General features: G+C 70.6%; 22 protein-coding genes and 4 pseudogenes. 14 read left to right on the top strand and 12 right to left on the bottom strand.

Features of this window, described 5'->3' with window-relative positions:
• Positions 1-34 precede the first annotated feature (34 nt).
• From ACZ562_RS02220 to ACZ562_RS02230, 3 genes are all read right to left on the bottom strand, one after another.
• Positions 35-484: a MarR family winged helix-turn-helix transcriptional regulator gene (locus tag ACZ562_RS02220; RefSeq protein WP_471173257.1), complete on the bottom strand. Its 450-nt coding sequence runs from the start codon at positions 482-484 to the stop codon at positions 35-37.
• A 272-nt stretch (positions 485-756) separates the two neighbouring features.
• Positions 757-1,434, bottom strand: a complete 678-nt coding sequence (locus ACZ562_RS02225; protein ID WP_471173259.1) for a GntR family transcriptional regulator — start codon at positions 1,432-1,434, stop codon at positions 757-759.
• A 135-nt stretch (positions 1,435-1,569) separates the two neighbouring features.
• Positions 1,570-2,517 (bottom strand): beta-ketoacyl-ACP synthase III, encoded by a 948-nt coding sequence (locus ACZ562_RS02230; protein ID WP_471173262.1) that lies wholly within the window; start codon positions 2,515-2,517, stop codon positions 1,570-1,572.
• A gap of 214 nt (positions 2,518-2,731) precedes the next feature.
• On the opposite strand from ACZ562_RS02230, the pseudogene ACZ562_RS02235 reads away from it, so the two are divergent.
• From ACZ562_RS02235 to ACZ562_RS02245, 3 genes and pseudogenes are all read left to right on the top strand, one after another.
• Positions 2,732-2,911: pseudogene (locus ACZ562_RS02235) on the top strand (2Fe-2S iron-sulfur cluster-binding protein); the annotation flags it as partial.
• A 7-nt stretch (positions 2,912-2,918) separates the two neighbouring features.
• A complete protein-coding gene (gene fdhD, locus ACZ562_RS02240; protein WP_471173264.1) occupies positions 2,919-3,767 on the top strand; it encodes a formate dehydrogenase accessory sulfurtransferase FdhD in 849 nt (282 codons plus the stop codon).
• Between the two features lie 198 nt (positions 3,768-3,965).
• Positions 3,966-5,211 (top strand): annotated as a pseudogene (locus tag ACZ562_RS02245) (DUF4185 domain-containing protein).
• Here the strand turns inward: ACZ562_RS02245 and ACZ562_RS02250 are convergent.
• Positions 5,147-6,157, bottom strand: a complete 1,011-nt coding sequence (locus ACZ562_RS02250) for a bile acid:sodium symporter family protein (RefSeq protein WP_471173958.1) — start codon at positions 6,155-6,157, stop codon at positions 5,147-5,149. The pseudogene ACZ562_RS02245 and the gene ACZ562_RS02250 overlap by 65 nt on opposite strands.
• 193 nt (positions 6,158-6,350) lie before the next feature.
• On the opposite strand from ACZ562_RS02250, the gene ACZ562_RS02255 reads away from it, so the two are divergent.
• The 3 genes from ACZ562_RS02255 to ACZ562_RS02265 all read left to right on the top strand — a co-directional run bounded on the left by ACZ562_RS02255 (position 6,351) and on the right by ACZ562_RS02265 (position 10,431).
• Positions 6,351-7,229 (top strand): LysR substrate-binding domain-containing protein, encoded by an 879-nt coding sequence (locus ACZ562_RS02255; RefSeq protein ID WP_471173267.1) that lies wholly within the window; start codon positions 6,351-6,353, stop codon positions 7,227-7,229.
• 435 nt (positions 7,230-7,664) lie between these two features.
• The gene (locus ACZ562_RS02260) at positions 7,665-9,491 is read left to right on the top strand and encodes an AMP-dependent synthetase/ligase (RefSeq protein WP_471173269.1); all 1,827 of its coding nucleotides are present in this window, start codon (positions 7,665-7,667) and stop codon (positions 9,489-9,491) included.
• Between the two features lie 103 nt (positions 9,492-9,594).
• On the top strand, positions 9,595-10,431 hold the full coding sequence (locus ACZ562_RS02265) for an aldo/keto reductase (RefSeq protein ID WP_471173271.1): 837 nt from the start codon (positions 9,595-9,597) through the stop codon (positions 10,429-10,431).
• Positions 10,432-10,519: 88 nt separating this feature from the next.
• Here the strand turns inward: ACZ562_RS02265 and ACZ562_RS02270 are convergent, their stop codons facing one another.
• From ACZ562_RS02270 to ACZ562_RS02280, 3 genes and pseudogenes are all read right to left on the bottom strand, one after another.
• Positions 10,520-11,131, bottom strand: coding sequence for a hypothetical protein (locus ACZ562_RS02270; protein WP_471173273.1), 612 nt, complete (start codon positions 11,129-11,131; stop codon positions 10,520-10,522).
• Between the two features lie 199 nt (positions 11,132-11,330).
• Positions 11,331-11,614, bottom strand: a pseudogene (locus ACZ562_RS02275) (SDR family oxidoreductase); the annotation flags it as partial.
• A 172-nt stretch (positions 11,615-11,786) separates the two neighbouring features.
• Entirely contained in the window at positions 11,787-12,659 is an 873-nt protein-coding gene (locus tag ACZ562_RS02280) for a class I SAM-dependent methyltransferase (protein WP_471173275.1), read from the bottom strand.
• Between the two features lie 124 nt (positions 12,660-12,783).
• Here ACZ562_RS02280 and ACZ562_RS02285 point away from each other — a divergent pair, with 124 nt between their 5' ends.
• Entirely contained in the window at positions 12,784-12,957 is a 174-nt protein-coding gene (locus tag ACZ562_RS02285) for a hypothetical protein (protein WP_471173277.1), read from the top strand.
• Between the two features lie 27 nt (positions 12,958-12,984).
• On the opposite strand, the gene ACZ562_RS02290 is transcribed toward ACZ562_RS02285, so the two are convergent.
• Positions 12,985-13,734, bottom strand: a complete 750-nt coding sequence (locus ACZ562_RS02290) for a class I SAM-dependent methyltransferase (RefSeq protein ID WP_471173279.1) — start codon at positions 13,732-13,734, stop codon at positions 12,985-12,987.
• Between the two features lie 3 nt (positions 13,735-13,737).
• Positions 13,738-14,043 (bottom strand): 4a-hydroxytetrahydrobiopterin dehydratase, encoded by a 306-nt coding sequence (locus tag ACZ562_RS02295; RefSeq protein ID WP_471173280.1) that lies wholly within the window; start codon positions 14,041-14,043, stop codon positions 13,738-13,740.
• Positions 14,044-14,265: 222 nt separating this feature from the next.
• On the opposite strand from ACZ562_RS02295, the gene ACZ562_RS02300 reads away from it, so the two are divergent.
• Entirely contained in the window at positions 14,266-15,090 is an 825-nt protein-coding gene (locus tag ACZ562_RS02300; RefSeq protein ID WP_471173284.1) for a helix-turn-helix domain-containing protein, read from the top strand.
• On the opposite strand, the gene ACZ562_RS02305 is transcribed toward ACZ562_RS02300, so the two are convergent.
• Entirely contained in the window at positions 15,072-15,497 is a 426-nt protein-coding gene (locus tag ACZ562_RS02305) for a hypothetical protein (protein WP_471173286.1), read from the bottom strand. The two genes, ACZ562_RS02300 and ACZ562_RS02305, sit on opposite strands and share 19 nt — an antisense overlap.
• A 239-nt stretch (positions 15,498-15,736) precedes the next feature.
• On the opposite strand from ACZ562_RS02305, the gene ACZ562_RS02310 reads away from it, so the two are divergent.
• The 6 genes and pseudogenes from ACZ562_RS02310 (at position 15,737) to ACZ562_RS02335 (ending at position 20,971) form a co-directional block, all read left to right on the top strand.
• Entirely contained in the window at positions 15,737-16,600 is an 864-nt protein-coding gene (locus tag ACZ562_RS02310) for a helix-turn-helix domain-containing protein (RefSeq protein WP_471173289.1), read from the top strand.
• Positions 16,601-16,621: 21 nt separating this feature from the next.
• Positions 16,622-17,437: pseudogene (locus ACZ562_RS02315) on the top strand (SAM-dependent methyltransferase).
• A gap of 183 nt (positions 17,438-17,620) precedes the next feature.
• A complete protein-coding gene (gene narJ / locus ACZ562_RS02320) occupies positions 17,621-18,139 on the top strand; it encodes a nitrate reductase molybdenum cofactor assembly chaperone (protein ID WP_471173291.1) in 519 nt (172 codons plus the stop codon).
• 177 nt (positions 18,140-18,316) lie between these two features.
• Complete coding sequence (locus tag ACZ562_RS02325) at positions 18,317-18,529, top strand: hypothetical protein (RefSeq protein WP_471173293.1); 213 nt, start codon at positions 18,317-18,319, stop codon at positions 18,527-18,529.
• Between the two features lie 374 nt (positions 18,530-18,903).
• On the top strand, positions 18,904-19,521 hold the full coding sequence (locus ACZ562_RS02330; protein WP_471173295.1) for an RNA polymerase sigma factor: 618 nt from the start codon (positions 18,904-18,906) through the stop codon (positions 19,519-19,521).
• Positions 19,511-20,971 (top strand): hypothetical protein, encoded by a 1,461-nt coding sequence (locus ACZ562_RS02335; protein ID WP_471173297.1) that lies wholly within the window; start codon positions 19,511-19,513, stop codon positions 20,969-20,971. The genes ACZ562_RS02330 and ACZ562_RS02335 overlap by 11 nt, the downstream gene beginning before the upstream one ends.
• Before the next feature lie 235 nt (positions 20,972-21,206).
• On the opposite strand, the gene dnaK is transcribed toward ACZ562_RS02335, so the two are convergent.
• Both dnaK and ACZ562_RS02345 read right to left on the bottom strand, forming a co-directional pair.
• Positions 21,207-23,090 (bottom strand): molecular chaperone DnaK, encoded by a 1,884-nt coding sequence (gene dnaK / locus ACZ562_RS02340; RefSeq protein WP_471173298.1) that lies wholly within the window; start codon positions 23,088-23,090, stop codon positions 21,207-21,209.
• A 152-nt stretch (positions 23,091-23,242) separates the two neighbouring features.
• On the bottom strand, positions 23,243-23,668 hold the full coding sequence (locus ACZ562_RS02345; protein ID WP_471173301.1) for an OsmC family protein: 426 nt from the start codon (positions 23,666-23,668) through the stop codon (positions 23,243-23,245).
• Between the last annotated feature and the right edge of the window lie 12 nt (positions 23,669-23,680).

Below are 23,680 nucleotides of genomic sequence, written 5' to 3' on the forward strand. Positions count from 1 at the left end.
CGCGGGTGACCCGTAGGCCACGGCTGCCGCCCCTTCACTCCGTGCCGCGTTCGTCCGCGACCAGCGCCTTCAGGGCCCGCAGGAGTGATGCCGCCGTCGTCTCGTCCAGCGGCGCGAGGAAACGGTGCTCAGCGGCGCGCCGCGCCTGCTCGGCCTGGTGCAGACAGTCCACGCCCGCCGGCGTCAGCTCGACGATGTTCTTGCGCCGGTCCTCGGGGCTGCGACGGCGCCGGACCAGGCCGTGGTCCTCCAGCCCGTCGATCAGCGTCACCATCGTGGTGCGGTCGACACCGAGGAGAGCGGCCGCCTCGATCTGCGACAGCGGCTCGACGCCGGAGAGCACCACGAGTACGGCCAGCTCATGACCGTCGACGCCGTGGGGCGCGAGGGCCTCCGCGGACACCCTGGCCAGTTTGGCCTGGGCGTGCTTGAGGAGCTGGCCGAGCCGGGGTTCGAGGGCGGCGGGCCGCTGATCACTGACCATGAGCAGACTGTAACGGGACGTGACTCAGTGAGGTCCCGACCGCCTCCAGCGCATCCTGCGGTGAATCCTGCCGCCTGTCCGACGACGGGCTCGGTGCGTGCTCGGTGACATGCTCACGGAGGGACGCCGCGGCGCACTCCTCCGTGGCGCCGCCCATGCCGGCACACGTCGAGACGCCGACGTCGCGGAGCCCGTACACGGGTTGGTGAGCGCGCACCGGTACGCCGGGCCGCCGACTGCGCTTCACGCCCCGGCGGCCGTGCCAGGGTGAGTCAGGACTTCTCGCGGGCGTGGTACGAGCGCCGCGTGTGCTCGGTGTGCTCCCGCATCAGGCGGGTGGCGCTCCGCTCGTCCCGGGCCGCGATCGCCCCGATCAGTTCGCGGTGTTCGATCCAGGACCGGTGTCCGCGCTGCCGCGCGACCGGCGTGTAGTACCAGCGGACCCGGCGGTCCACCTGCGCGGCGAGTTCGGCGAGGACCGCGTTGCCGGCCAGTTCCATGACCTTCGCGTGGAAGCGGGCGTTGAGGGCGACGGCGGTGTCCACGTCGCCGGAGGCCACGGCCAGGAGTCCCTGCGCGACCAGCTCGTCCAGGGCTTCGATGCCGGCGGTGGTCGCGTTCGCGGCGGCGAGCCGGGCGGCCTCGGCCTCCAGGAGCGTGCGGACGGTGAGGAGCTGGTCGGCCTCCTCCTCGGTGGGCTCGTGCACGAACGCGCCCTGGGCGGGCCGCAGTTCGACCCAGCCCTCCGTGTTCAGCCGCTGCAGCGCTTCACGCACGGGCTGCCGGGAGACGCCGAGGTGACCGGCCAGTTCGCTCTCGACGAGGTGCTGGCCGGGCTGCAGGGCGCGGGTCGTGATGAGTTCGAGCAGCGCCTCGTAGACGCGGTCGCGCAGTGGGCCGGGTCGTTCGAGCTTGGGCACCGCCCCCTGCGGCAGTCCTGTCGACAACATCGCGGTCCCCCTCCTGCGGCCACCGGACAACCTGTGTCGATTGTCTTTCGTCTACAGCCTACGGTGCGCAAATGGTCAGAGGGACGGCGGAGTTGGCCTCATCCCACCACTGTCGGGGGCGGCGCGGAACCGTGCTCAGGGGCAGCGGACGACCTGCCCGGCATACGAAAGGTTCCCGCCGAAGCCGAAGAGCAGGACAGGATCCCCGGTAGAGATCTCCCCCTGCTCCACCAGCTTGGAGAAGGCGAGCGGGATGCTCGCCGCCGACGTGTTGCCCGATCGGGTGACATCGCGCGCGACGACGGCGTTGACCGCGCCGAGCTTCTGGGCGAGCGGCTCGATGATGCGCAGGTTGGCCTGGTGCAGCACGACCGCGGCGAGGTCTTCGGGGGCGAGCCCCGCCCGCTCGCACGCCTCTCGGGCGAGCGGCGGCAGCCGCGTGGTCGCCCATCGGTAGACGCTCTGCCCCTCCTGCGCGAACCGCGCGGGCTGCCCTTCGATGCGCACCGCGTGCCCCATCTCGGGCACCGATCCCCACAGCACGGGTCCGATCCCGGGCTCGTCGCCGGCGGCGCAGGCCTCCACGACTGCGGCGCCCGCCCCGTCGCCGACGAGCACGCAGGTGGTGCGGTCGCTCCAGTCCGTCACCTCGGACATCTTGTCGGCGCCGATCACGAGGGCACGGGTCGCGGCGCCCGCGCGGACGGTGTGGTCGGCGGTGGCCAGGGCATGGGTGAACCCGGCGCACACGACGTTGACGTCGATCACTGCAGGCGACGGAACACCGAGGCGGGCGGCGACCCGGGCAGCCATGTTCGGGGAGCGGTCGACGGCAGTGGAGGTGGCGACCAGGACCAGGTCGATGTCGGCCGACGTCAGACCGGCCGTGGCGAGTGCCTTGGCCGCCGCGTGGGCGGCCAGCTCGTCCACCGGCTCGTCGGGCCCGGCGATGTGACGCGTCCGGATGCCCACCCGGGACGTGATCCACTCGTCGCTGGTGTCGACCAGGCCCGCCAGGTCCTCGTTGGTGAGCACCTTGGCGGGCTGGTAGTGGCCGACGGCGGCGATGCGCGAGCCGTTCATGTGCGTGGTCCCCCTCGTTGCCTTGGATAGCGGGATCCACCAGTCTGATCAGTGACTCGCGGGTACGACGGCAGGTGAAGCCACAGGAATAGGGCGCCGGGGTTGTCGGCTTCGGTCAGACTCTCGGACGCCAAAACATTTCTCGAACGGCTACCCGGTGAACAGGAACAGCGGCTTGGAGGAGTCGCCGAACAGCGCGATGAGGGAGTACATCACGGCGCGGACCGAGACGACCACGGTGTGCGCGTCCTGCGGAGTGGGCTGCATCCTCACTCTGCACGTGCAGGACAATGAGATCGTGAAGGTCACCCCGCCGCACGACAACCCGGTGGCCCACGGCAACCTCTGCATCAAGGGGCGTTTCGATTACCAGCACGTACAGAACCGGGGCTGATCAGGACATGGGACGAGTCACGGAACGACGCAAGGTGCTCCGCATCCGGAACGGGGCGGTCTCCAGCCGCCCGGACACACTCGTCGCCGAGGAACCCCTGGAGATCAGGCTGAACGGCAAGCCGCTCGCGATCACGATGCGCACGCCGGGCGACGACTTCGCGCTCGCCGCGGGATTCCTGGTGAGTGAGGGTGTACTGGCGACTGCATCCGATCTGCAGAACATCGTCTACTGTGCGGGCGCCACGGTCGACGGCTCGAACACGTACAACGTGGTCGACGTGAAGACGGCCCCGGGCGTGGCGATACCGGACATCACCCTGGAGCGGAACGTCTACACGACCTCTTCCTGCGGCCTGTGCGGGAAGGCGAGCCTCGACGCGGTCCGTACGACGGCCCGTTGGCCCATCGCCGACACTCCCCCGGTCCGGGTGGACCCGGACCTGCTCGCGGGTCTCCCCGACCGGCTGCGCGCATCCCAGCGGGTCTTCGACCGGACCGGGGGGCTGCACGCGGCGGCCCTGTTCGGCGAGGACGGCGAGCTGTTCGACGTACGGGAGGACGTGGGCCGCCACAACGCGGTCGACAAGCTGGTCGGGCGCGCCCTGCAGAACGGCGGCCTGCCGCTGTCGCGGACGATCCTGCTGGTGTCCGGCCGGGCCTCCTTCGAGCTGGCGCAGAAAGCGGTGATGGCGGGCATCCCGATGCTGGCGGCGGTCTCGGCGCCCTCGGCGCTCGCGGTGGACCTGGCCGCGGAGACGGGCCTGACGCTGGTGGGCTTTCTGCGGGGCAGCTCCATGAACGTGTACGCGGGCGAGGAACGCATCACCCTGCGGGCCGCGGCCGCCCAGGGCTGACCGGCACGCCGCGGCGGGCCGGCCGGGCCCGGTGAGCGCGGCGCCCCGGCCAGTCCGGCGAGTCCGATACGGCGGCTGCGGCTCACCCCGCGCTGAAGCGCACCTCCGCCGCCCGCACGACCGACCCCAGCAGCGGGAAACGCGGGTCCCGGTTCGGCCCATGGACCATGCGGGCGGCAGCCGCTAACGTCGCGGACCGTGCCCGCGGACATACGAGCACGGCAGCGGACTGGAGCCGGGGTCGGCCTGCTACTGGCCCTGGTTCTCGGAGCCGTGCTGCTCACGGGCCGCCCGGACGGCGACGATCGACAGGATGGCGCCGACTGTATCCCGCGTACGGTCGCCTCGTGGTCGGCGGACCACCGTCTCACCGCCGAGTTCGCCCGCTATGGCGACGACGCGACCCGTACCGACGACTGGACCGGCGGCGACGGCACCCATTCGGTGCGACTGCCTGACGGCCGGGTGCTCTGGCTGTTCTCGGACACCTACCTGGGCCAGGTGCACGGCCCGCCCAATCCGGTCGGCGAGTCCTACGCCTGGCGGGACGCGGCCCGCACCGCTGGTGCGCAACTCGGCCGTCGTGATGAACGACGGGCGCCTGCAGTACTCCCTCCCCTCCCCCCTCTTCCCCGACCCTGGCCCGGGCCAGTGGCGCTGGCCGGTGGCAGCCCGGGTCGAGCCGCGTTCCCCCGGCTCGGCCGAGCAGGTCGTACGGGTCCTGCTGTGGGTGCGGACGGCCGGCCGCACCCCGTGGATCTACGGGATGCCGACCGCCACCGAGGTCGCCACTCTCTCGCTGCCCGATCTGCGCGTCGAGTCGGTCGTCAGGGTGCTCGACCAGCAGCTCGTCCCGGATCCCTCCCGGCGCGTGCTGTTCGGCACCACGCTCGTCGGGAAGGCCGGGTGGACATACGTCTTCGGCGGCGACGACGGCCAGGCGGCGTCCAGGCCGGCCTCGTCGGCGTACGTGGCGCGGGTTCCGGAGGGCCGGCTCGGGGAGCCGGCGGCCTGGCAGTACTGGACCGGCTCCAAGTGGGCCGCCGGTGCGCGACCGCGCGCGGTGCTCGGGGACGGGCGGCGCACGGGGGTGGGCAGCGCGTTCTCGGTGGTGCGCGAGGGCGGGACGTACGTGCTGGTCACGATGGCGGCGGGGACCGAGGGGCTGGCGACGGTGACGTCGTACTGGGCCTGCTCCCCGACGGGGCCGTGGCACGGGCCGACGCGGGACTTCTCTCCGTCGCTGCCGCAGGGGCAGCAGGTCGCCGCCTACAACCCGCAGGTGCATCCCGAACTCGGCGGCGGCGGGCGGCTGGTGCTGAGCTACGACGTCAACTGGCTGGAGGGGGGCCAGGCGGCGGGCGGCGGAGCGGCGCAGCTCAGCCGGAACGTCTCCCTGTACCGACCGCGGTTCGTGACGCTGCGGCTGGCGGCTGGGCGGTGACGTCCTCGCCGGGATCGTGCGAGCGGCGTTTGGCGATCACCGCGCACACCATCAGCTGCATCTGGTGGAAGAGCATCAGCGGCAGCACGGCCAGCGAGGCGTGCGCGCCGAACAGGACGCTCGCCATGGGCAGTCCGGAGGCGAGGGACTTCTTGGAGCCGGCGAACTGGATCGCGATCCGGTCCTCCCGGTCGAAGCGGAGCGCCTTGCTGCCGTACCAGGTCAGGGCGAGCATCACGGCGAGCAGGACGGCCTCGACGGCCAGCAGACCGGCCAGCCGGACGGGGCTCACCTGGTGCCAGATGCCCTGGACCATGCCCTCGCTGAACGCGGTGTAGACGACGAGGAGGATCGAACCGCGGTCGACAAGACCGAGGGCCTTCTTGTGGCGGGTGATGAAGCCGCCGATCCAGGGCCGCAGCACCTGTCCGGCGAGGAACGGCACGAGCAGCTGCAGCACGATCGCGATGAGCGAGTCGGCGGAGAACCCGCCGCTGCTGCCGAGCAGGGCGGCCGCGAGCAGCGGGGTGAGCACGATGCCGACCAGGGAGGAGAAGGAGCCCGCGCATATCGCGGCGGGCACGTTGCCGCGGGCGATCGAGGTGAAGGCGATCGACGACTGAATGGTGGAGGGGACCAGGGTGAGGAAGAGCAGGCCCTGGTAGAGCGGCTGGGTCAGCAGCACGGGGACGAGGCCGCCGGCGGCCAGGCCGAGGAGCGGGAAGAGGAGGAAGGTGCAGACCAGGACCGTGCTGTGGAGCCGCCAGTGCCTGAGCCCGTCGAGCGCCTCACGGGTGGACAGGCGGGCGCCGTAGAGGAAGAAGAGGAAGGCGATGGCGGCCGTGGAGGCGCCGGAGGCGACGTCGGCGCCCGTCCCGCGCGCGGGCAGCAGCGCCGCGAGGCCCACCGTCCCGAGGAGCAGCAGGATGTACGGGTCGATCGGCAGCCGGCTCGGCCGTCGCAGGCGTTTCACGGTGCTCCACTTGCTTGTGCTCTCGGCGGTACGGGCGGGTGACTTGCGTTCGGAGAGGGGACAGGAGGGCCCCTCTTCATCCTGCTCCTCCCGTCCGCGATCGGGAATCCGGCATAGCACTCTGACTGTCATCACGTTCCGCGATGACCGGGGTTAGCCTGGGGGTGTGTACGACCCGTCCCGGCTGCGTACGTTCCTGGCGGTGGCGCAGACGCTGAGCTTCACGCAGGCCGCCAGGCGGCTGGGGTTGCGCCAGTCGACCGTCAGCCAGCATGTGCGGCGTCTGGAGGAAGCCACCGGGCGGCAGCTGTTCGCGCGGGACACGCATTCCGTGGAGCTGACGGAGGACGGCGAGGCGATGCTCGGCTTCGCCCGCCGGATCCTGGAGGTGCACGAGCAGGCGTCGGCGTTCTTCACGGGGACGCGGGTGCGCGGGCGGCTGCGCTTCGGTGCGTCGGAGGACTTCGTGCTGACACGGCTGCCGGAGATCCTGGAGGGTTTCCGCCACGACCACCCCGAGGTCGACCTGGAGCTGACGGTCGAGCTCTCAGGAACGCTGCACGAGCGGCTGGCGGCCGGAAACCTGGACCTGGTGCTGGCCAAGCGGCGCTCCGAGGATCCGCGCGGAGAGCTGGTCTGGCACGACCGGCTGGTGTGGATCGGCGCGGAGCGGCTGCGCCTGGACCCGGACCGGCCGGTGCCGCTGATCGTCTATCCGCCGCCGGGTATCACGCGGGCACTCGCCCTGGAGGCGCTGGAGCGGCAGGGACGTCCCTGGCGCGTCGTGTGCACGAGCGGCAGTCTGAACGGCCTGGTCGCGGCGGCCCGGGCGGGCCTGGGTGTGATGGCCCACTCGCGGGGCCTGATCCCTCCGGGCCTGGTGCGGGTGGCCGAACGGTCCGGGCTGCCCGAGCTCGGCCGGGTCGACTTCGTGCTCGTGCACGGCGCCCGCCGCACCTCCGCCCAGAGCGCGGCGGACGCGCTGGCGGCGGCGATCCTGGCGGGCGGGGACCGTCTGCAACGGCGTGCGCGCGGGGGCACGTGAGCTGCTTGACAACCCAGTGACGCAAACGGCTCCGCGGAGGCTGCCGGAAGTGGCGGCCGTGCCACGAGGCCGACCGGTGGCCGGTCCGGGTCGGGCGCCGCAACCGGGTCGTACAGATTCGGTGGAGATTACCGTCCAGAAACTTACTCAACGGTCAGCTTTCTGTCCGACCCTTCCCCATGTGAGCGCATTTTCCTGCACTGACCAGCGCATACATGAGCACTGCTCGGCTTCCGGCCCCTCCCGCCCCGTCTTCGGGTGGGGTAGCTTTCACGGCGCTGTGCGGAGCGTCACCTGAAAGCCGAAGCCAAGGAAAGACAAGGAAAGACAAGGCAAGGAAAGGCAAGGAAAGGCAAGGAAAGGCAAGGAAAGGCAAGGAAAGGCAAGGAAAGGCAAGGGAAGGGAAGGCAAGGGAAGAGGAGCGGGGTGCGGGGTTTGCGCGAGTTCACCATCCCTCCGTTGGTGTTGGCACCGCCGGTGGGCGGCCTGGCCGATGTCGTCTTCGAGCATGCCCAGGACGACCCGCTGCACACCGCACTCGGCCGCAAGGACGAGACGGGCCAGTGGTGTGACGTGACCGCCGCCGAGTTCCGTGACGAGGTCCTCGCCCTCGCCAAGGGCCTGCTGGCCCGGGGCATCCGCTTCGGCGACCGTGTCGCGATCATGTCCCGTACCCGCTACGAGTGGACGCTCTTCGACTTCGCTTTGTGGACGATCGGTGCCCAGGTGGTGCCGGTCTACCCCACCTCCTCGGCGGAGCAGTGCTTCTGGATGCTCTACGACTCCGGGTGCACGGCCGCGGTCGTGGAGCACGAGGACCACGCGATGACGATCGCCACCGTCATCGACCGGCTGCCCCGGCTGCACCAGCTGTGGCAGCTGGACGCGGGCGCCGTACGGGAGTTGTACGACGCCGGCGCCCACCTCGACGACGAGGTGGTGCACCGCCACCGGCAGGCCGTCACCCCCGACTCGACCGCGACGGTCATCTACACCTCGGGCACGACGGGCCGCCCCAAGGGCTGCGTCCTCACGCACGGGAACTTCATGGTCGAGACGGACACGGTCATCGAGCGGTGGGAGCCGGTGTTCCACTCCAAGAGAGGCGACGAGGCGGCGACCCTGCTGTTCCTGCCGCTCGCGCACGTCTTCGGGCGGATGGTGCAGGTCGCGGCGATCCGCGGCAAGGTCCGTCTCGGCCACCAGCCGCAGCTGAACGCGGCGGCCCTGCTGCCCGATCTGGCCGCCTTCAGGCCGACGTTCTTCCTCGCGGTGCCGTACATCTTCGAGAAGGTCTTCAACGCGGCCCGCCGCAAGGCCGAGAAGGAGGGCAGGGCGGGGCCGTTCGAGAAGGCGGTCGAGGTCGCGGTGAAGTACGCGGACGCGATGGAGGCGAAGGCCTGGGGTGTCGGTGCCGGCCCGTCCGCGGGTCTACGCGTGCAGCACCAGCTCTTCGACAAGCTCGTCTACTCCAAGATGCGGGCCGCGATGGGCGGCCGGGTGCGGCACGCGATGTCGGGCGGCTCGGCGATGGACCGCCGCCTCGGCTTGTTCTTCGCGGGCGCGGGCGTGCACATCTACGAGGGGTACGGCCTCACCGAGTCGACGGCTGCGGCGACCGCCAATCCGCCCGAGCGCACCCGTTACGGCACCGTCGGCCAGCCCATTCCCGGCATGACCGTGCACATCGCGGACGACGGCGAGATCTGGCTGCACGGCGCCAACGTCTTCCAGGGCTACCTCAACAACCAGAAGGCGACCGACGCGACCCTGCACGACGGCTGGCTCGCCACCGGCGACCTGGGCTCCCTCGACGAGGACGGTTTCCTCACCATCACCGGGCGCAAGAAGGAGATTCTGGTCACCTCGGGCGGCAAAAGCGTGTCGCCCGGGGTGCTGGAGGAACGGGTGCGTGACCATCCGCTCGTCGCACAGTGCATCGTCGTCGGCAACGACCGCCCGTACATCGCGGCGCTCGTCACCCTCGACCAGGAGGCCGTCGAGCACTGGCTCGCGATGCGCGCCAAACCGCGGATGGCGCCGGCCGAGCTGGTGCGCGACGCGGACCTTGAGAGGGAGGTCAGGCGCGCGGTGGTCGCCGCCAACACCCTTGTCTCCCAGGCCGAGTCGATCCGCACCTTCCGTATCCTGGCCCAGCCGTTCACCGAGGAGGACGGTCTGCTCACGCCGTCCCTGAAGCTGAAGCGCAAGGCGATCGAGAACGCCTACGCCAACGACGTCGAGGCCCTGTACCGCGCCTGACCGAATCCGGACCGGTGGATTAGGCGGTCAGGAATGCACAGGGGCTCGTGATCGTTGACGATGTGGAGTACCACCTGACAGCAACCGTAAGGATCAAGAGCTCGTGAGCAGCAAGGTCCCCCCGATCACCCTCAACAACGGCGTCGAGATGCCCCAGCTGGGCTTCGGCGTCTGGCAGGTGCCGGACGACGAGGCGGAGCGGGCGGTCGCCACCGCGTTGGAGACCGGGTACCGCAGCATCGACACAGCGGCGATCTACGGCAATGAAGTGGGCACCGGCAAGGCCGTCGCCGCGTCCGGCATCCCCCGCGAGGACATCTTCGTCACCACCAAGCTCTGGAACAGCGACCAGGGTTACGACTCCACGCTGCGCGCCTTCGACGTCTCCCTGGAGAAGCTCGGCCTGGACTATGTCGACCTGTACCTGATCCACTGGCCGGTGCCGTCCAAGGACAAGTACATCGACACGTACAAGGCGTTCGAGAAGCTCCACGCCGACGGTCGCGTGCGTGCGATCGGTGTCTCCAACTTCCTTCCGGAGCACCTGGAACGCCTGATCGGCGAGACATCGGTCGTCCCGGCGGTGAACCAGATCGAACTGCACCCGCATCTGCAGCAGCACGGGACCCGGGAGTACCACGCCGAGCAGGGCATCGCGACCGAGGCCTGGTCGCCGCTCGGCTCCGGCAAGGGCCTGCTCGAGGTCCCGGCGATCGTGGCCATCGCCCAGAAGCACGGCCGCACCCCGGCCCAGATCATGCTGCGCTGGCACCTGCAGCTCGGAAACGTCGTGATTCCGAAGTCCGTGACGCCGTCCCGGATCAAGGAGAACATCGAGGTGTTCGACTTCAGCCTGGACGCCGAGGACCTGGCGGCGATCAGCGCGCTGAACGAGGACCGGCGCCTGGGCCCCGACCCCGCGGCCTTCGGCATGGGCTGACGCCCGCTCCTGCACGACGGTCCGCTCAGCCCCGCCCCGCGGCGGGGCTGAGCGGACACGCCGGCCGCGCGCTCCCGTGCGGGACGTGTCAGTCGCCCCGCACGTCCGTGAAGACGACCTCGAACTCCTCGAGTCCGGTCACGGTCACATGGGCCTTGGCCGCGCCTTCGTGCCGGGCAGCCGCCTGGACTCCGCGGGACGCGGCCAGGGACTCCCGGTCGGTGAACAGGGCGCCGACCAGGGCGCGCCCCCGCTGCCGGTCGACCAGCAGCGACGTCCTGGCCAGCCCCGGGAGGGTCTCGAGCCTGGGGACCACCGTCGCCCGGAAGGTGTCGGCCAGCAGGTCCGTGTCCGCGGGGTCGAACTCCAGCCTGCTGACCCGCAGTCCGCCTCCCGCCTGCGGCTGGCGGACCGGATGGAAGACCACCGCCTCGTAGTTGTCGACCGCCAGTGTCGCCGCGAAAGGCTCCAGAAGCGCCGCACGCCGCTCGCGCAGTACCTCGTCGCTGTTCCGCCTGGCCTCTTCGGACTCCCACCAGCTCACCGCGAGGAGTTTGCCCAGCTCCCGATCCACGAAGACACCGGCTCCGCGATATCCCGGGCGGTCCTCCAGCAGATCCCTTCCCTGCACGTTCAGTGCCCTGATTGCCATGTCGATCTTCGCGGGATCACCGGTGGCATACACGGTGCGTACGAACATGACGCCTCGCCTCCCAACAGCCGGGATATCCGGGATGTTCGGTACGCCCAGTTTTCTCCCGTAGGCGCGGGGTCGCAATCGCGCAGGACACCGGAGCCCAGGAGGCTTGTCGAGGCCCCGCAGAGGGGGCAGCTCCCAGGTTTGGAAGGAAAGTTTCCCAACAGATGCTCCAAGCCCGACGACCGCACGAGAAGGGTCGGTTGGGCTGACCGATGGGGGCGTACGACCATGGTGTTGACGTCGACTCCGGCGGGCTGGCGGACGGCCCACACGATCGAGTCGGCGATCTGGTCGGCGGTGAGCAGATGGCCGGGCGGAAGGCTGCCGCTGGAGTCCCGGAAGGGCGTCTCGACCCGGCCGGGCGCGATCAGGTCACCTCGATGCCCCACTCGGTGCCCTGGCGGCGGTGTTCTCGGCGAGGCCGGTCACCGCCCACTTCGTGGCCCCGTGGAGGTTGCCCGGCGTGGGCACGAAACGCGGCACACCTCGGACACGGCGAAGCGCGGGTCAACGCGGCGGCCGCGGCCGCCGGATGAGGGCATGCGATGTGCAACTCGCCCCCGCTCGCGGTGAATCCGAGGCGCAGACCGGACCGTCCCCGGCGGGCAGCGCCGCCGGGTGCGCCCCCGCGGCCGGGCCGCTCCTGAGCCGGCCGTCACACCGCACGGACGGCGGTGTGCACCGTGTGGGCGGCGAGCACGAAGACGTCGGGCCGGTGATGAACGCCCGCCTCGTCCTCCGGGTCGAGGAGCCGATCGAGGGTGGCACGGTCGTCGGCGTCGAGGGCGTCGCCGAAGACCTCGCGCAGCCGGGACAAGGACCCGGCGACATAGGCGCGGGCCCGGTCGGACGCGGGAGCGGGCAGGTCCAGCAGGAAGCTGCGGGTCCGGGTGTGCGTCAGGCCCGCGGCGGCCAGCAGCGCCGGCCAGTCCTCGGTCTCGGCCGCGGACCCCGGGAGATCGGCCCGCATCCGCGTGAACCACTCCGACTCCAGCACGTCGAGTCGCGCCTGCAGCCCAGGCCGCCCGATCCCGATGTCCCGGGGCAGGAACCGCGAAGGCAGGCCGCCCTCCATCAGGGCCAGCGTCCCGCCGGGAGCCAGCCGAGCCGCGAAGGCGTTGAGGGCCGAGCGCTGGTCCCCCAGGTGGTGCAAGCTGCGGCCGGCCCACAGCAGGTCGGCGGGGTAGTCCAAGTCGTCCAGGATTCCGGGAAGTTCACCGGCCAGGGTGCCGAAGCGGTCGTCGAAGCCGAGCCGGGCGGCCCGCTCCCGGGCCCGGTCGAGGAGCGGCTCGGAGCCGTCGACCGCCAGAACCCGGGCGCCGGGGAACGTCTCGGCGAACAGGCAGGAGACGACCCCGGGACCGCTGCCCGCGTCGACGATCAGACCCGGCTCGGTCACCTCCTTGCCCAGCCAGGACAGGGCCCGCTCGTACAGGGGCGTGAACAGCTCTGCCTGCGCCTCGAGGTGCGGGGCCATCTCGGCCCAGTCGATGTCGGTGTCGTGGTGGTCGTGGTGCTGGTGGCCCATGGTGGTCACCCTCTCGTCCGGGATGCCGCCAGCGTGCTCCGACGCACCGGGCGCGGACCACTCGTGTTGCCGGGGCGGCAAGAACGGGATGCGGCGTGCGAGCCGGGGCGCCGACGATGACCGCATGGACGACGAGCTGGTGGAGCGCTTCCTCGCGGACGGGTTCGTGAAGATCGAGGCGCCGCTCCCCCGCGCGTCGCCGTGGGCTGTGCCCGGCTGCTGTGGCACGAGACGGGCGCACCTGCCGGCCGCGGAGTCGCCCCAGCCGAGCCGGCCGTGGTGGCCGGCGTCGACGTAGTCGTGGGCCCGAACCGGGCCATGGACTTCAGGCGGCCGGCGGCTTCCGGAACGCGCGGAGGGTGAAGACGGGGTCGGGGCGCGGTCGGTCCTGGTACGGGAGCGTTTCCAGCTCGGCGGCGAAGCGTTCGGCGAGCGGGCCGCCGGGCGGCAGCTGGGTGAACCAGCCGCGCCGCAGGTCAGCGACGGTGCTTCGGGGGCTGCGGCCCTGACCGCGGCCCGGGAACCGCGCCCGCCCGGCCGGGGCCAGGCCGCACCCGGCCGCGTGCGTCTCGACGTGTGCCGCGGCGTCCCGGGCCGGTCTGCGGGGGCGCGGGGCGAGAACCTCGTCGACGTCGCTGCCGACGTCGTGCGCGGCGGCCTTGTCGACGGTGGTGACGTACACGCCGCCGGGACGCAGCAGGCGTGCGCACTCGGCGACCACGGTCCGGACGTCGTCGTCCTCGTCGAGAAGGTGCAGCAGCCACACGCTGGTGACGGCGTCGAACGTCCCGTCGGGGAACGGCAGGCGGCGGCTGTCGGCCAGGACGATCGCGCCGGGCATCCGTACGGCGGCCGTCCGGGCCATCCCGTACGTCAGGTCGGCGCCCGTCACCCGCAGGCCGGGCCGTGCCGCCGTGAGCCGCCGGGTCACGATGCCCGTGCCGCAGCCGACGTCGAGCAGCCGGCCGGCTCCTGCGGGGATCAGGCCGAGGACGGCGTCCGCTGCCGCGGCGGCGCGGGGCTCGCCGCCGCGGCTGGCGTCGTAGGCGCCGGCTTCCTTGTCGTAGTCCAGCACGTGTCACTTGGCCCCGTGGCCGGGAGCGAGAGCCTCCACTTTCCGCGCCAGCTTGAAGTCCATCTCCGTCACCGCGCCCCCGGCACTGTGCGTGTTCACACTCAGGGACACGGTGTTGTAACCGAGGGTGAGGTTTGAGTGGTGGTCGAGCCTGTCCTGGACCTGGGCGATGTGGACGACCATCGCCGTGGCCGCGAAGTGGGAGCCGAGCCGGTAGGAGCGGGTGAGGCGGTCGCCGTCGAGCGACCACCCGGGCAGCTCGGCGAGCCGGTCCTCGATCTCCTTCTGCGACAGCGGTTCGACGGGCATGGCCGCGCTCCTTCCTCGGTTGCGGGTGCTCCTTCAGCCTGCCACAACTCTGCCGCTGCGGCCCAGGTCAGAAGGGTTCCCGATGGTAAGGTGCCGACATGTTCGGGCGGACCGGTGGAGTTTGTCGGCCGAATGGCAGACGGACCACTCACCGCCGCGGCCTCCCAGGAGACGGATTCCGGGGCTCGTCGAGGCGCGCTCCCCTCGATTACGGTCGTACGCATGACCACTGTCGCGCCCGCTACGGCCGCAACCCCCGCCACCGGCCAGGGCGTCGGCCCGCTGCTGCGCGCATGGCGGGAGCAGCGGCGGGTTAGTCAGCTGGCGCTGGCGTTGCGGGCCGGCTCCTCGGCCCGGCACATCAGTTTCATCGAGACGGGCCGCTCCCGGCCGAGCGAGGAAATGGTGCTGCGGCTGGCCGAGCACCTGGACGTCCCGGTGCGGGAGCGCAACGCGCTGCTGCTGGCGGCCGGTTACGCCCCGCACTATCCGGAGACCCCGCTGGAGGACCCGGCGCTCGACGCCCTGCGCGGGGGCATCGAGCGGCTGATACGGGGCTACGAGCCCTGTCCCGCGCTGGTGGTCGACGCCGCGTACCGGGTGGTGGCCGCGAACCGGGGCATCATGATGCTCCTGGACGGCGTTTCGGAGTCGCTCCTCGTGCCCCCGCTGAACGCGATGCGGCTGACCCTGCACCCGGAGGGCCTGGCACCGCGCATCCGCAACCTCCGCGAATGGCGCGGCCATCTGCTCGCCCAGATGGAACGGCAGATCGCCCTGCGCCGCTCGCAGCCGCTGCGGGAGCTGTACGAGGAGGTGGCGTCGTACCCGGTGCCGGAGGCGGACGACGACGGGGAACCGGCCGAAGACGTCGCCTACTTCGCGCTGCCGATGAGGATCGAGCACGAGGGCCGGACACTGTCCTTCATCTCCTCCATCTCCACCTTCAACACGCCCATGGACGTGACCGTCGCCGAGCTGGCCATCGAGACGCTGCTCCCGGCCGATCCGGCGACGGTCAAGTACCTTCACTCACTGATGCCCTGACGTGCCCTCAGGGCGGCGTACTGCAGCAGGGCGAACCCGGCGACGGTGAGCGCCTGCAGCACCGTCCACACCGCGCCTGCCGTGGTCGGCGACAGCCACAGTCCCAGGGCGGCGAAACTCAGCGCCACCCAGGCGAGGTTGGCCTCCACCACGGCCCGCACCGGCAGCGCGGCGGGCCGGGCGCGGGCGGCGAGCAGGCCCACGGCCGCCGCGTACACCGTGAGCAGTACGCCGAGTTCGAGCAGCAGCGCGGATCCGGCGCCGAGGAAGCGGCCCAGGGGGCCGGAGGCGGCGAGATAGGCGAGTCCGTTCACGCCGGTCACCACCGCGTCCAGGGCGAGGAAGCGACGCAGCGCCGTGTGCGGGTCGGAGGTCCGGGCGAGCGCGGACAGCTGGGTCGCGGACATGACGAATCACCCTCCGTCGAGGTCGAGTTGAGGCAGCGGAACCCGTGCCCGGAGCGGAGTGCGCCGCCCCGGAACCCGGTGTCACCACGATCCCTCCTGCGCCCGGCCCGGTCGATTACCCGTGAGGTAATGTCCTTCGGCCGCCCCTGGCGGCACGTTTGTCACGGACTGCCCCGTGAGAGCTGCGGCGGAACATGACACACTGCTCGCGTACTTCGGCGCGTATGGGGAGGCGTGGCGTGAGTGAGCGGCGGGCCGCGCCCACCGTGGGCCAGGTGGTGCTCGGAAAGCGCCTGCAGGAGTTGCGTGAGGCGGCCGGCCTCAAGCGCGAGGAGGCCGCACGCGTGCTGCGGGTTGCCCCGGCGACCGTACGGCGGATGGAGATGGCCGAGGTCGCGCTGAAGATTCCGTACGTGCAGGTGCTGCTGGAGACGTACGGCGTCGCGGGTGAGGAGACGGACGCGTTCGTCGCGCTGGCCGAGGAGGCGAACCAGCCGGGCTGGTGGCAGCGCTTCCACGACGTGCTGCCCGACTGGTTCAGCCTGTACGTGAGCCTGGAGGGCGCCGCCCGGATCATCCGGTCGTACGAGCCGCACTTCGTGCCCGGGCTGCTGCAGACCGAGGAGTACGCGCGTGCCGTCATGGAGGCCGGGACCATCGGGAAGACCGGACCGGACGCGATCGAGCGGCATGTTTCCCTGCGCATGGCACGCCAGAGGCTGCTGGAGCGCCCGGACCCGCCCCACCTGTGGATGATCATGGACGAGACGGTGCTGCGCCGCCCGGTGAGCATCCGCGGCGAGGTGATGCGCGACCAGCTGGGCAAGCTCCTGGAGTTCGCCGGACGCGACCGCGTCACGCTCCAGATCGCCGAGTTCAAGGACGGGCCGCATCCGGGGACGTACGCGCCGTTCTCCCTCTTCCGTTTCGCCGAACCGGAACTGCCGGACATGGTCTTCACCGAGTACCTGACCGGCGCCCTGTACCTGGATTCCCGCACGGAGGTCGCCGCGCACCTGGAGGTCCTGGACCACGTGTCGGCGCACGCCGCGTCGGCCGAGCGCACCAAGGAGATCCTCCGCGAGCACCGCGAGGACTTCTGAACGGCAAGGAGACTTGACCGCATGACCGGATCCGAGGCCGCGCCCACCCGTATCGACACCGGCCGGCCGCACCCGGCCCGCGTGTACGACTGGTGGCTGGGCGGCAAGGACAACTACCCGGTGGACGAGGAGCTGGCCCGCAGGATCCTGGCCGTGGACGGCACCGTGGTACGCGGGGCGCGAGCCAACCGTCGGTTCATGCACCGGGCCGTCCGCACCGCCGCCGAGGCCGGGACACGCCAGTTCCTGGACATAGGCACCGGCATCCCCACCGAGCCCAATCTGCACCAGGTGGCGCAGGACGTGGACCCGGCGGCGAAGGTCGTGTACGCGGACAACGACCCGATCGTCCTCAGGCAGCCGAGGCGCTGCTGCGCGGCACCGCCGAGGGCCTGACAACCTATGTGCACGCCGACGTCCGCGACCCCGGCACCATCCTGCGCCTGGCCGGCGAGTCCCTGGACTTCACGCGGCCGGTCGCCCTGTCCCTGGTCGCGCTCACCCACTACCTGAGCGACGATCCGGCGGGAGACGACGTGTACGGCCTCCTCAAGCGATACGTCGCCGAGCTCGCCCCGGGCAGCCACCTGATCCTGTCGCAGGTCACCCCCGACCTGAGTCCCGAGGCCATCGGGGAAGGCCGCCGACCACTTCCGCCGCAGCGGAACCCCCTTCCACCCCCGTTCGCTCGCCGAGTTCTCCCGCTTCTTCGACGGTCTGGAACTCCTGGGACCGGGCGTGATCCCCGTCTCCGGCTGGCGGCCGGGGCCCGAGGACGTGGCGGCCCAGGCGGAGGGCATCGTGCCCGTGTACGCGGGGGTCGCCCGCAAGCCCTGACCCGCGCTTGCCCGTCCCGGCACCCTGCCCCTCTCCTGCCCCTCTCCTGCCCCTCTCCTGGCCCTCTCCTGACCCGTCCGGGCGCCGTGAACAGGTGCGCTCCGCCGCCTCGCCCTAGGTTCGAAGCCACGGGCAAGCAAGCGAGCGCACCTGACCGATCACGGACGACGCCAAGGAGGCCCGATGCCCTCGTTCGAGGTGCTGTACCAGGCGGCCGCGCTGTGCCTCACCTACCCGGACGAGGACTTCCGCGCCCGGCTGCCGCTGCTGCGCGAAGCCGCCCCGCAGCTACGGGAGTTCACCGACCACGCGGCGGCGGCCGAGCCGCGGGAGCTGGCCGCGCACTACGTGCGGGTCTTCGACTCCACGGAACGGCACAGCCTGTATCTGAGCAGGTGGCGGGACGGGGACACCCCACGGCGCGACATGTCGCCCGCCAGCCTCAAGGACGTCTACCGCGCCCACGGCCTGGAGCTGACCGGCGAGGAGCGGCCCGACTTCCTGCCCGCGGTGCTGGAGTTCGCGGCCCGCACCGGCGACACCGGACTGCTCACCGAACACAGCCACGGCCTGGAGCGGCTCCGCTCCCGGCTGACGGACTTCGGCACACCGTATGCAGCGGTCCTGGATGCCGTGTGCGCCACACTGCCGACCGTATGCACGGACCGGGAACAGGCCGGAGGCCAGGGCCCAGGGCACTGATCACTCGCGGGCAGATGTACCGCTGCTTCCCGCGCCAGGTGCTCGTCTGCTGCGCCTTCCGAAGCGGCTTGCGGGCCGGTCTACGGCCGTCGCCGAAGAAGTCCACTAAACCTGCCGAGCCGCTACGCGGCTTTTCCTTCTGCACGCAGGGTGCGTGCCGGTAAGGGAGGCGCGGTCATGGCGGGTGCCGGAAAGACAGGATCGGGAAGCAACGATTCCCAAGGGCTGCTGTCCCTGAGGGCAGCGCTGGTCCTGGCGCTGTCCGTTTTGGTGGGCATCGGTGCAGGGGTGCTGACGTGGCTAGGCGGTGCGCCGCCGGCTGTGGGAGTGCTGACAGGGTGCGCGGCGTTCGCCAGTGCGGTCGCCTTCTTCCACCACCTCATCGTCTGACACCCGGTTCTGGTGCTCGAAAGGGGAACGAGGCGGGAGCGGCGGCTGCCGTATCGGCAACCGCCTTCCCCACTCACCGCGTTCTACCCCGCAGAGGTGAGCCGCGGTGTCGGCGGTGATGCCGGGCGGGGCGCTCTGGGAACACGACCAAGGTTTTTTCGGTCACGGCTAAACCTTCTGGGCCCGGGAGGCCTTCTCCTTGCAGAAAGTCCACCGCGCACCATCCCGGGGTCTGCACGAGATCACGGGATGGCAGCTGGGGACACGGCTTGGCCGCGCCTGGGGGGCGAAGCGGCCGGCTCGGCGGCGACACGATGCGCCGGGCCCTGTGACGAAGGGGTACGAAGTGGAACGGCTCGGAAGGAGTCCCACGGTTGACCAGCGAGCAGGAAGCCACTGCTGTGGCACAGACGATCCCCCAGGCACGCGCGCTCGACATCCGCGCAACGAGTGCCGACGGACATCCCGCCGATGACCCGGCCTTCGCGTCCCTTGTACACAGGCACTACGGAAAACTGGTGCGAGTGGTGGCCTCGATGACCGGCGACTGGCACCTGGCTGAGGACATCGTTCAGCGGACCTTCGAGAAGGCCGTCCGTTCGTGGCCCGCGATACGCGGCTATCAACGCCTGGACAGCTGGCTGTACAAGGTTGCCCTCAATGACACACGCAGCCACCACTCACGTGCCGCCCGCGAGGCACAGGCCATCAACGATGCCGGTCACGTCAACGGCTTAACCCCCGACTCCATCACGTCGGCTACGACCCAGATCGACCTGGTCAGGGCGCTGGCCCAGCTGCCGCCCCGGCAGCGGGAGGTCGCCGCCCTGGTCCTGCTCGGTGAGCGCTCCATCGCGCAGATCGCGGAGGAGATCGAGCGGGCCCCGGGCACCGTAAAGGCCACGTGGCACACAGCCCGCGCTCGCCTCCCGCAGTTGCTCGGCGGATACGCCGCACGACACCACGGAAAGGGGGATGCACATGAGCGATAACCACACGCGCGGCAACAAGGACGTGCCTATGCCGGACATGGCCAGCCTGGATGCGCGCGGGAGCGACGACGATCCGGCAGCGGAGCTGGATCTGCGCGTTGCCGTGGACGACTTCACCCGGTCTTTCACTCCCACCGACTCCGCCGCCGTACTGGACCGGCTGCGCCGCGTCCCCGTGGGAGGCAACATGACGGGCGCAGGCTCGCCAGCCGGTCATGGGAACCGGTCGTCGGCCGTGATGCCGAAATCCGGACCGCGCCCCTCGTCGAGCGGGGAATGCATGTCGGAGCTCACGGTGCGGTTGGCCGGCTCCAGCATGGGAGGAAAGACGGTCCTTGCCGCGTACTTGCAAGCACTTGCTGCTCGCCCAGTCGCCCACGACGCACAGGTATGGCTCGTAGACGGACGCTCAGGCACCGGCGCACAGGCAGACGCATACGCCCTCCAGAGGGTGCTCGACGCGCGGAACGACCTCACCACATGCCTGGGCCGGGCATCACATGTCCCCAGCCACGGCCATCACACGCTGGATCAGCTCAACATGCAGGATGTAGACGGTCCGCCAAGGTTCCTGTGGATCCCCACCGAGCGCGACTCCAACTGGCGTACGGCGTGCCTCCAGGCAGGCGAGAACGAGCAGGACTTGGACATCCTGACAGAAATCATCGCCTGTGCCCGTCCCTTCACCGGCCGGGCGGTCGCCGATGACGTGCGCTTCACCCTCAGCACGCTGTGCACCGAAATCTTCCGCAGGAGCCGCCTTTCCCACGGGGAGGCGCCGTGGGTCCGGTTCTTGGACTTCACCTGGCCCGCGCCTGTTGTCGGCCGCTCACTCGCCGATCTCCTGCAGCACCAGGCCCCTGATGTCGCCGACGCATGGCGTGTCTGGAGCATGGGCCACAGCGTCGGGCTCAGCCGTCACATGGCTGGGGTGTGGGAGAGGCACGCAGTCCCCCGCCATGACATCGCAGCGGGGGCGGTTTTCGTACTGCTGTCCGCCAACGCCTGCCGCACCTTGACGGTCCCGTCACCGACAGCCCAACGCCGTCCCGCCCCTGTGCCCCGAGGCGACCAGTCCAGCGAACACAGGCACGGTACGCTCCAATCTGCCGACGGGGCTTGTGTCAGGGACACATCTGGTGACGAGCCATCCGCTCGTCAGTGGCCGTCGCCGGGCGCCGGTGCCGGCGGAGGAAAGGCAGCCGAGCCGGACCCACGACCTCACGTCGGCCAGCGCATTGACGACTTCCTGACCACCATCACCATTCGCGGAGAAGCAGGACGGGGAACGCGGGGGGATCGCGAGCACCAGCGGATGGAGCCTCCTGACACGCTGGAAGACATCGCACCGGTCCTTGACGAGCGCACCGTCCAAGCGATCAAAGCCTACGAGCCGGGCGAGGACACGCTTCCCGACATCGAACGTCTCCTGCTCAGCGCCGCACGCTGACCGTCCGACGCTACCTCCGGCCTCTCTGAGCCCTGCCGTCCGGAGAAGGCCAACGGCAGTACGGAACGCAAGGATCGATGGGACTGGAGCAGTCCGAACGACGGGTCGGCACTGAAACAAGCGATGGGGGCAGCCGGGACACCGGCTGCCCCCATCGCTGCCCTGCCCGGCTCGGCTCCTGGCATGTCAGGTTCACCGTAGGGTTCTGCACAGATGCCCCGCGACGACAGGACCTCTAGGCCGCCCCGCCCTCCCGCTCCCCCTGGTCCTTCTCGTCGTCGACGATCTCCGCGTCCACCACGCCTTCCTCGTCCTGCGGTGAGGTGTGCCGGCCCGCGTCCTGGCCGGTGTCCTGTGTGGACGGCTGCTGGGCCTGTGCGTACATCGCCTGGCCCATCTTCTGACTGACGGCGGCGAGTTTCTCGATCCCGGACCGCAGGGCGCTCGTCTCGGCGTTCTGCTCCAGGAGCTGTTTCAGCTCGGCGGCCGCCGACTCGACCTCCGCCTTGATGTCCTGCGGGACCTTGTCGCCGTTGTCCCGGATGAACTTCTCGGTCTGGTAGACGAGTTGTTCGGCCTGGTTTCTGGTCTCCGCGGCCTCCCGGCGTTTGTGGTCCTCCTCCGCGTACTGCTCGGCCTCCCGCATCATCCGGTCGATGTCGTCCTTGGGCAGCGCCGAGCCGCCGGTGACGGTCATCTTCTGTTCGCGGCCGGTGGCGAGGTCCTTCGCGGAGACGTGCATGATCCCGTTGGCGTCGATGTCGAAGGCGACCTCGATCTGCGGGACGCCGCGCGGAGCGGGCGGCAGCCCGGTGAGGTCGAAGACGCCGAGCTTCTTGTTGTAGGCGGCGATCTCGCGTTCGCCCTGGTAGACCTGGATGCCGACCGAGGGCTGGTTGTCGGTGGCCGTCGTGAAGATCTCCGAGCGCCGGGTCGGGATCGTGGTGTTGCGTTCGATGAGCTTCGTCATGATGCCGCCCTTGGTCTCGATGCCCAGGGACAGCGGGGTGACGTCGAGCAGCAGGACGTCCTTGACGTCGCCGCGGATGACGCCCGCCTGCAGGGTCGCGCCCACGGCCACGACCTCGTCGGGGTTGACGCCCTTGTGCGGGTCCTTGCCGGTGAGTTCCTTGACCAGGTCGGTCACCGCGGGCATCCGGGTCGAGCCGCCGACCATGATCACGTGGTCGATCGCGGCGAGCTTCACACCGGCGTCCTTGACCGCCTGGTGGAAGGGGGTCTTGCAGCGGTCGAGCAGGTCGGCGGTGAGCTCCTGGAACTGGGCGCGCGTCAGCTTCTCGTCGAGGTGCAGCGGGCCCTCCGCGGAGGCGGTGATGTAGGGCAGGTTGATCGTGGTCTCGGACGAGCTGGACAGCTCGATCTTGGCCTTCTCGGCCCCCTCGCGCAGCCGCTGCACCGCCATCTTGTCGCCCGCGAGGTCGATGCCGTACTGCCCCTTGAACTTCTTGACGAGGTACTCGACGACCCGCTGGTCCCAGTCGTCGCCGCCGAGGTGGGTGTCGCCGTTGGTGGCCTTGACCTCGATGACGCCGTCGCCGATCTCCAGAAGGGAGACGTCGAAGGTGCCGCCGCCGAGGTCGAAGACTAGGACGGTCTGCTCCTCGCCCCGGTCGAGGCCGTAGGCGAGTGCGGCGGCGGTCGGCTCGTTGATGATCCTCAGGACTTTCAGGCCCGCGATCTCCCCGGCCTCCTTCGTCGCCTGCCGCTGGGCGTCGTCGAAGTACGCCGGTACGGTGATCACCGCGTCGGTGACGTCCTCGCCCAGGTAGGACTCCGCGTCCCGCTTCAGCTTCTGCAGCACGCGGGCGGACAGTTCCTGGGCCCGGTACCGGGTGCCGTCGACGGAGCCCTGCTCCGGGAAGCGCCAGTGTCCGTCGCCCATGTGCCGCTTCACCGAGCGGGCGGTGCGCTCGACGTTGGTGACGGCCTGCCGCTTGGCGACCTCGCCGACGAGCACCTCCCCGTTCTTGGCGAAGGCCACGACCGACGGTGTGGTCCTGGCGCCCTCCGCGTTGGCGACGACGGTGGGGTCGCCGCCCTCCAGGACGGCCACCACCGAGTTCGTGGTCCCGAGATCGATACCGACCGCACGTGCCATCGCTGTCCCCTTCCGCCAGGGCACTTCCCACAATCCAGCACAAAACTTGAGCGCGCTCTTGTCAATGCCGCGTACCCCGGCAGCCCGCGGTTACGACGGCGCCGCGCCCCCGGATCGAGGACGCGGCGCGGAAGGAGAGCCGGGGGCGGGCGTCAGGCGAGTTCGGCCGTCAGCGTGATCGTCGTGCCGGTGATGGCCTGGCTGACCGGGCAGTTCTTCTTGGCGTCCTCGGCGGCCGAGGCGAAGCCGTCGGCGTCCAGGCCGGGCACCTCACCGCGCACGGTGAGGTGGATGCCGGTGATGCCCTCGCCGGGCTGGAAGGTCACGTCGGCCTTGGTCTCCAGGCGGGTGGGCGGGGTGCCGGCGCCGGCCAGGCCGTGCGACAGCGCCATGGAGAAGCAGCTGGAGTGGGCGGCGGCGATCAGCTCCTCGGGGCTGGTCTTGCCGTTCGCCTGCTCGGCGCGCGACGGCCACGACACCGGCTGACTCCCGATGCCGGAGGAGTCGAAGGTGACGACGCCGCTGCCCTCGAGCAGGTTGCCTTCCCAGACGGTGTGTGCGGTACGCGTGGTGGCCACGGTCATTCCTTT

The sequence above is a fragment of the Streptomyces sp. NPDC040410 genome (genome assembly GCF_055595715.1).

Bases quoted from the DNA above. Each gene is read 5' to 3' on its own strand.
- ACZ562_RS02220 (WP_471173257.1), bottom strand. From the start codon at position 484: ATGGTCAGTGATCAGCGGCCCGCCGCCCTCGAACCCCGGCTCGGCCAG.
- fdhD (WP_471173264.1), top strand. From the start codon at position 2,919: ATGGGACGAGTCACGGAACGACGCAAGGTGCTCCGCATCCGGAACGGG.
- dnaK (WP_471173298.1), bottom strand. From the start codon at position 23,090: ATGGCACGTGCGGTCGGTATCGATCTCGGGACCACGAACTCGGTGGTG.
- ACZ562_RS02230 (WP_471173262.1), bottom strand. From the start codon at position 2,517: ATGAACGGCTCGCGCATCGCCGCCGTCGGCCACTACCAGCCCGCCAAG.
- ACZ562_RS02270 (WP_471173273.1), bottom strand. From the start codon at position 11,131: ATGTTCGTACGCACCGTGTATGCCACCGGTGATCCCGCGAAGATCGAC.
- ACZ562_RS02225 (WP_471173259.1), bottom strand. From the start codon at position 1,434: ATGTTGTCGACAGGACTGCCGCAGGGGGCGGTGCCCAAGCTCGAACGA.
- narJ (WP_471173291.1), top strand. From the start codon at position 17,621: ATGCCCTCGTTCGAGGTGCTGTACCAGGCGGCCGCGCTGTGCCTCACC.
- ACZ562_RS02295 (WP_471173280.1), bottom strand. From the start codon at position 14,043: ATGCCCGTCGAACCGCTGTCGCAGAAGGAGATCGAGGACCGGCTCGCC.
- ACZ562_RS02280 (WP_471173275.1), bottom strand. From the start codon at position 12,659: ATGGGCCACCAGCACCACGACCACCACGACACCGACATCGACTGGGCC.
- ACZ562_RS02325 (WP_471173293.1), top strand. From the start codon at position 18,317: ATGGCGGGTGCCGGAAAGACAGGATCGGGAAGCAACGATTCCCAAGGG.
- ACZ562_RS02305 (WP_471173286.1), bottom strand. From the start codon at position 15,497: ATGTCCGCGACCCAGCTGTCCGCGCTCGCCCGGACCTCCGACCCGCAC.
- ACZ562_RS02285 (WP_471173277.1), top strand. From the start codon at position 12,784: ATGGACGACGAGCTGGTGGAGCGCTTCCTCGCGGACGGGTTCGTGAAG.
- ACZ562_RS02300 (WP_471173284.1), top strand. From the start codon at position 14,266: ATGACCACTGTCGCGCCCGCTACGGCCGCAACCCCCGCCACCGGCCAG.
- ACZ562_RS02335 (WP_471173297.1), top strand. From the start codon at position 19,511: ATGAGCGATAACCACACGCGCGGCAACAAGGACGTGCCTATGCCGGAC.